Here is a 3,920-nt window from a genome sequence, read left to right as displayed (position 1 = left end):
CAGGGCACGCGGCGCCAGTACCGGACCTCGGTGATCATTCCCGGGAACCGGGAGAGCGTCCCCTCCCTGAGACGCGGAACGCCCCCGGATGCCGTCAGCGACAGCATCCGGGGGCGTGGTGTCGGGGCGTCAGACCGAGCGGAACGCGACGACCGCGTTGTGCCCGCCGAAGCCGAAGGAGTTGCTGATCGCGAGCTGGTCGCCGTCGCCGAGCGGCGTCGGTTCTCCCGACAGTCGGAAGGGAACGGCGGGGTCCTGCTCGGTGAGGTTGATGGTGGGGGGCGCGACCCGGTCACGCAGAGCCAGCACGGTGAAGATCGCCTCGAGCGCTCCGGTGCCGCCGAGCAGGTGGCCGGTCGATGCCTTCGTCGCCGACACGGGGATCTCGTCGACGCGATCGCCGAAGACCGCCCGCAGCGCCTGGTACTCGTTCGGGTCTCCCACAGGGGTTGACGTGGCGTGGGCGTTGATGTGCGTCACGTCGTCAGGGGAGGCATCCGCCTGGGCGAGCGCCATCGACACGGCGCGCGCTGCGCCCTTGCCCTCGGGGTCGTTGGCGGTGATGTGGTACGAGTCGGCAGTCACGCCGCCGCCCGCGACGACCGCGTAGATCTTGGCGCCGCGCGCCTTGGCGTGCTCCTCGGTCTCGAGGATGAGCACCCCCGCGCCCTCGCCCATGACGAAGCCGTCACGGTCGATGCTCGCCGGTCGCGACGCCGTTGCAGGATCGTCGTTGCGGCGCGACAGCGCCTGCATCGACGCGAACGATGCGACCGTGATCGGATGGATGGCCGATTCCGTGCCACCGGCGATGACGACGTCGGCGTACCCGGCCCGGATGTGCTCCACCGCGTTGACGATCGACTCCGTGCTCGAGGCGCAGGCGCTGGCCACGGTGCGCGCGTAGGCGCGGGCGCCGAAGTGCAGCGAGAGGTTGCCGGCAGCGGCGTTCGGCATGAGCATCGGGACGGTCATCGGCATGACGCGCCGCGGACCCTTCTCGCGCAGCGTGTCCCAGGCGTCGAGCAGGGTCCACACGCCGCCGATGCCGGTCGCGAAGTCGACACCCAGGCGCTCGGGATCGATCTCCGGTGCCCCGGCGTCCTCCCAGGCCTCCATGGCGGCGACCATCGCGAACTGCGACGCGGGGTCGAGCCGCTTGGAGACCGGACGCGCCAGAACGGTGTCCGGGCGTACAGCGGCCTGCGCGGCGAACGTGACGGGCAGCTGGTACTCCTCCACCCAGTCGTATTCCAACGTGCGCGCGCCGGACGCACCGGCCAGCAACGCGGACCAGCTCTCGGGCGCGGTGCCGCCGATCGGCGACGAGGCGCCGATCCCGGTGACAACGATGCGGGGGCTGCTCATGTGTGTGGTTCCTCCACGCCAGCGGGTGGGGGCCGCAGCCCCCACCGGTGCCGACTCAGACCTGGTTGGACGTGATGTAGGTGACAGCGTCGCCGACGGTCTTGAGGTTCTTGACCTCTTCGTCGGGGATCGTGACGCCGAACTTCTCCTCGGCGTTGACGACGATCGTCATCATCGAGATGGAGTCGATGTCGAGGTCGTCGGTGAACGACTTCTCCAGCGCGACCTCGTCGGCCGAGATGCCGGTCTCGTCGGTGATGAGCTCGGCGAGTCCTGCGAGGACCTCGTCGTTCGTGTAAGCCATGGGTGCTCCTGTTCTTAGGTGTGACGGGGATGGTCGGCCCGGCGGGCCGCTGTTCAGTTTAGGGTCGCGGTCGCCGCGCTCACGGGAGCACGACCACCTGCGCGCCGAAGACGAGACCGGCGCCGAAGCCGATCTGCAGCGCCAGGCCGCCCGACAGCTCCGGGTGCTCTTCGAGCAGCCGGTGGGTGGCGAGCGGGATGGATGCTGCGGAGGTGTTGCCCGTCGTCTCGATGTCGCGCGCAATGACGACGGACTCGGGCAGCTTCAGCTGCTTGGCGAACTCGTCGATGATCCGCATGTTCGCCTGGTGCGGAACGAAGGCGGCGAGATCCGCTGCCGTCACGCCCGCAGCCTCGAGCGCCTGGCGAGCGACCTTGACCATCTCCCAGACCGCCCACCGGAAGACCGTGGGGCCTTCCTGCCGGAGGGTCGGCCAGGGGGCGAGTCCGTCGCGGAAGTCCACGAGAGTGTGACTCATGCCGACGGCGTCGGCCTTCGAGCCGTCGGAGCCCCAGACGGTCGGGCCGATGCCCGGGAAGTCGCTCGGACCGATGACGACGGCCCCGGCGCCGTCGCCGAGCAGGAACGAGATCGAGCGGTCGGTGGGGTCGACGATGTCGCTGAGCTTCTCGGCCCCGACGACCACGGCGTAGTGTGCGGCGCCGGCGCGGATGAGCGCGTCGGCTTGCGCGACCGCGTAGGCGAAGCCGGCGCAGGCGGCGTTCACGTCGTACGCCGCGGCGGGGTTCGCCCCGATGCGGTCCGCGACGATCGCCGACACCGACGGGGTCTGCTTGGGGTTCGAGACGGTCGCGACGATCACCGCGTCGATCTCGGACGGGTCGACGCCCGACCGGGCGACGGCCTCGGCCGCGGCAGTCGACGCGAGATCCACCGCGGTGGTCTCACGGACCGCTCGAGTGCGGGTGACGATGCCGGTGCGCTGGCGGATCCACTCGTCACTGGAGTCGATGGGTCCCACGAGGTCGTCGTTGGGCACGGACACCTCACCGCGCGCGGCGCCGTAGGCGTAGATGCGGGTGTGGGCCGGGCCCGTGACCTGGTGCAGAGTCGCGCTCATCTTCATGCTCCCAAGAGGGCCGCCGCAGCGCCCAGATCGTCAGGGGTCTTCACTGCCACGGTCGGAACGCCCCGCAGCGCCCGTTTCGCCAGGCCCGTCAGGGTGCCGGCGGGGGCCAACTCGATGATGCCGGTGACCCCATGGTCGGCGAACGACGCCATGCAGAGGTCCCAGCGCACCGGCGAGGCGACCTGCGCCACCAGCAGGTCGAGCGCTTCGCGTCCGCCGATCACGGTGGCGCCGTCGTGGTTGGTCCACAGTGTGAGCGCGGGGTCCGCAGGCTCGAGGTCGGCAGCGGCGAGGCGCAGCGTCTCGACGGCGGGCACCATGTAGCGGGTGTGGAAAGCCCCCGCCACCTGCAGCGGGATCACGCGGGCGCCCTTCAGCGGTTCCGCGGACAGTTCCGCCAGCGCCGCCAGCGCGCCGGCGGCAACGATCTGCCCACCGCCGTTGTGGTTCGCCGCGGTGAGGTCGAGGTCCGCAAGTCGCGCGAGCACGGCATCCTGGTCGCCCCCGAGCACGGCGCTCATGCCGGTCCGCTCCAGGGCGGCGGCGTCCGCCATCGCACGACCCCGAACTCCCACCAGTCGCATGCCTTCGTCGAACGAGAGCACGCCGGATGCCACGAGGGCCGCAACTTCGCCCACGGAGTGGCCGGCGACCCCTTCGGGCCGGGACGGCGCGGCGGCCAGCAGCGCCTCCCACGACAGCAGGCCGGCGGCGACGATGAGCGGCTGGGCGACGCTGGTGTCGCGGATGCGGTCGGCATCCCACTCGGTGCCGGCGGCGATCAGATCGACTCCTGCCGCGTCGGACGCGGCGGCGAGGCGCTCGCGAGCACCGTCGATCTCAAGCCAGGGGGAGAGGAACCCGGGGGTCTGCGAGCCCTGACCGGGGAAGACGGCGATGATCACTTCACCCATCCTGCCAACAAGAACGACCGGTCATCTGGCGAACACGTCACAAGAATCGCCGAATCCCTTGTACTGCCCCCACAGCTCACGCGTGCGGGCGACGGTGAGGGGAGGGTCGCCGACGCGCGGCATCCGTCCCGATCGAACCCAGGATGAGCGCAGTCTGCAGGATGAGTGCCTCGCGCGGCCCGGTCGCGTCCCAGCCGATGACGTCGGAGACGCGCTTGAGCCGGTACCGCACGGTGTTCGGGTG

General features: G+C 70.7%; 5 protein-coding genes. All 5 read right to left on the bottom strand.

Annotated features, from left to right (window positions below; translation table 11 throughout):
• Nucleotides 1-129: 129 nt before the first annotated feature.
• Nucleotides 130-1,368, bottom strand: a complete 1,239-nt coding sequence (locus NQ160_RS20095; RefSeq protein ID WP_257516872.1) for a beta-ketoacyl-[acyl-carrier-protein] synthase family protein — start codon at nucleotides 1,366-1,368, stop codon at nucleotides 130-132.
• 55 nt (nucleotides 1,369-1,423) lie between these two features.
• Nucleotides 1,424-1,672, bottom strand: a complete 249-nt coding sequence (locus NQ160_RS20090) for an acyl carrier protein (RefSeq protein WP_257516871.1) — start codon at nucleotides 1,670-1,672, stop codon at nucleotides 1,424-1,426.
• Nucleotides 1,673-1,751: 79 nt separating this feature from the next.
• Entirely contained in the window at nucleotides 1,752-2,753 is a 1,002-nt protein-coding gene (locus NQ160_RS20085; protein WP_257516870.1) for a beta-ketoacyl-ACP synthase III, read from the bottom strand.
• A gap of 2 nt (nucleotides 2,754-2,755) precedes the next feature.
• The gene (locus NQ160_RS20080) at nucleotides 2,756-3,667 is read right to left on the bottom strand and encodes an ACP S-malonyltransferase (protein WP_257516874.1); all 912 of its coding nucleotides are present in this window, start codon (nucleotides 3,665-3,667) and stop codon (nucleotides 2,756-2,758) included.
• Between the two features lie 85 nt (nucleotides 3,668-3,752).
• On the bottom strand, nucleotides 3,753-3,920 hold a 168-nt coding region (locus tag NQ160_RS20075), incomplete at its 5' end, for a helix-turn-helix domain-containing protein (RefSeq protein WP_257516873.1).

This window comes from Microbacterium sp. zg.Y909 (genome assembly GCF_024626565.1).
Note: the sequence above shows the minus strand (reverse complement) of the source record. Positions and strands in the feature narration are given on the sequence as shown.

Excerpts from the sequence above, each read along its gene's own strand:
- NQ160_RS20095 (WP_257516872.1), bottom strand. The coding sequence starts at position 1,368 with ATGAGCAGCCCCCGCATCGTTGTCACCGGGATCGGCGCCTCGTCGCCG.
- NQ160_RS20090 (WP_257516871.1), bottom strand. The coding sequence starts at position 1,672 with ATGGCTTACACGAACGACGAGGTCCTCGCAGGACTCGCCGAGCTCATC.
- NQ160_RS20085 (WP_257516870.1), bottom strand. The coding sequence starts at position 2,753 with ATGAGCGCGACTCTGCACCAGGTCACGGGCCCGGCCCACACCCGCATC.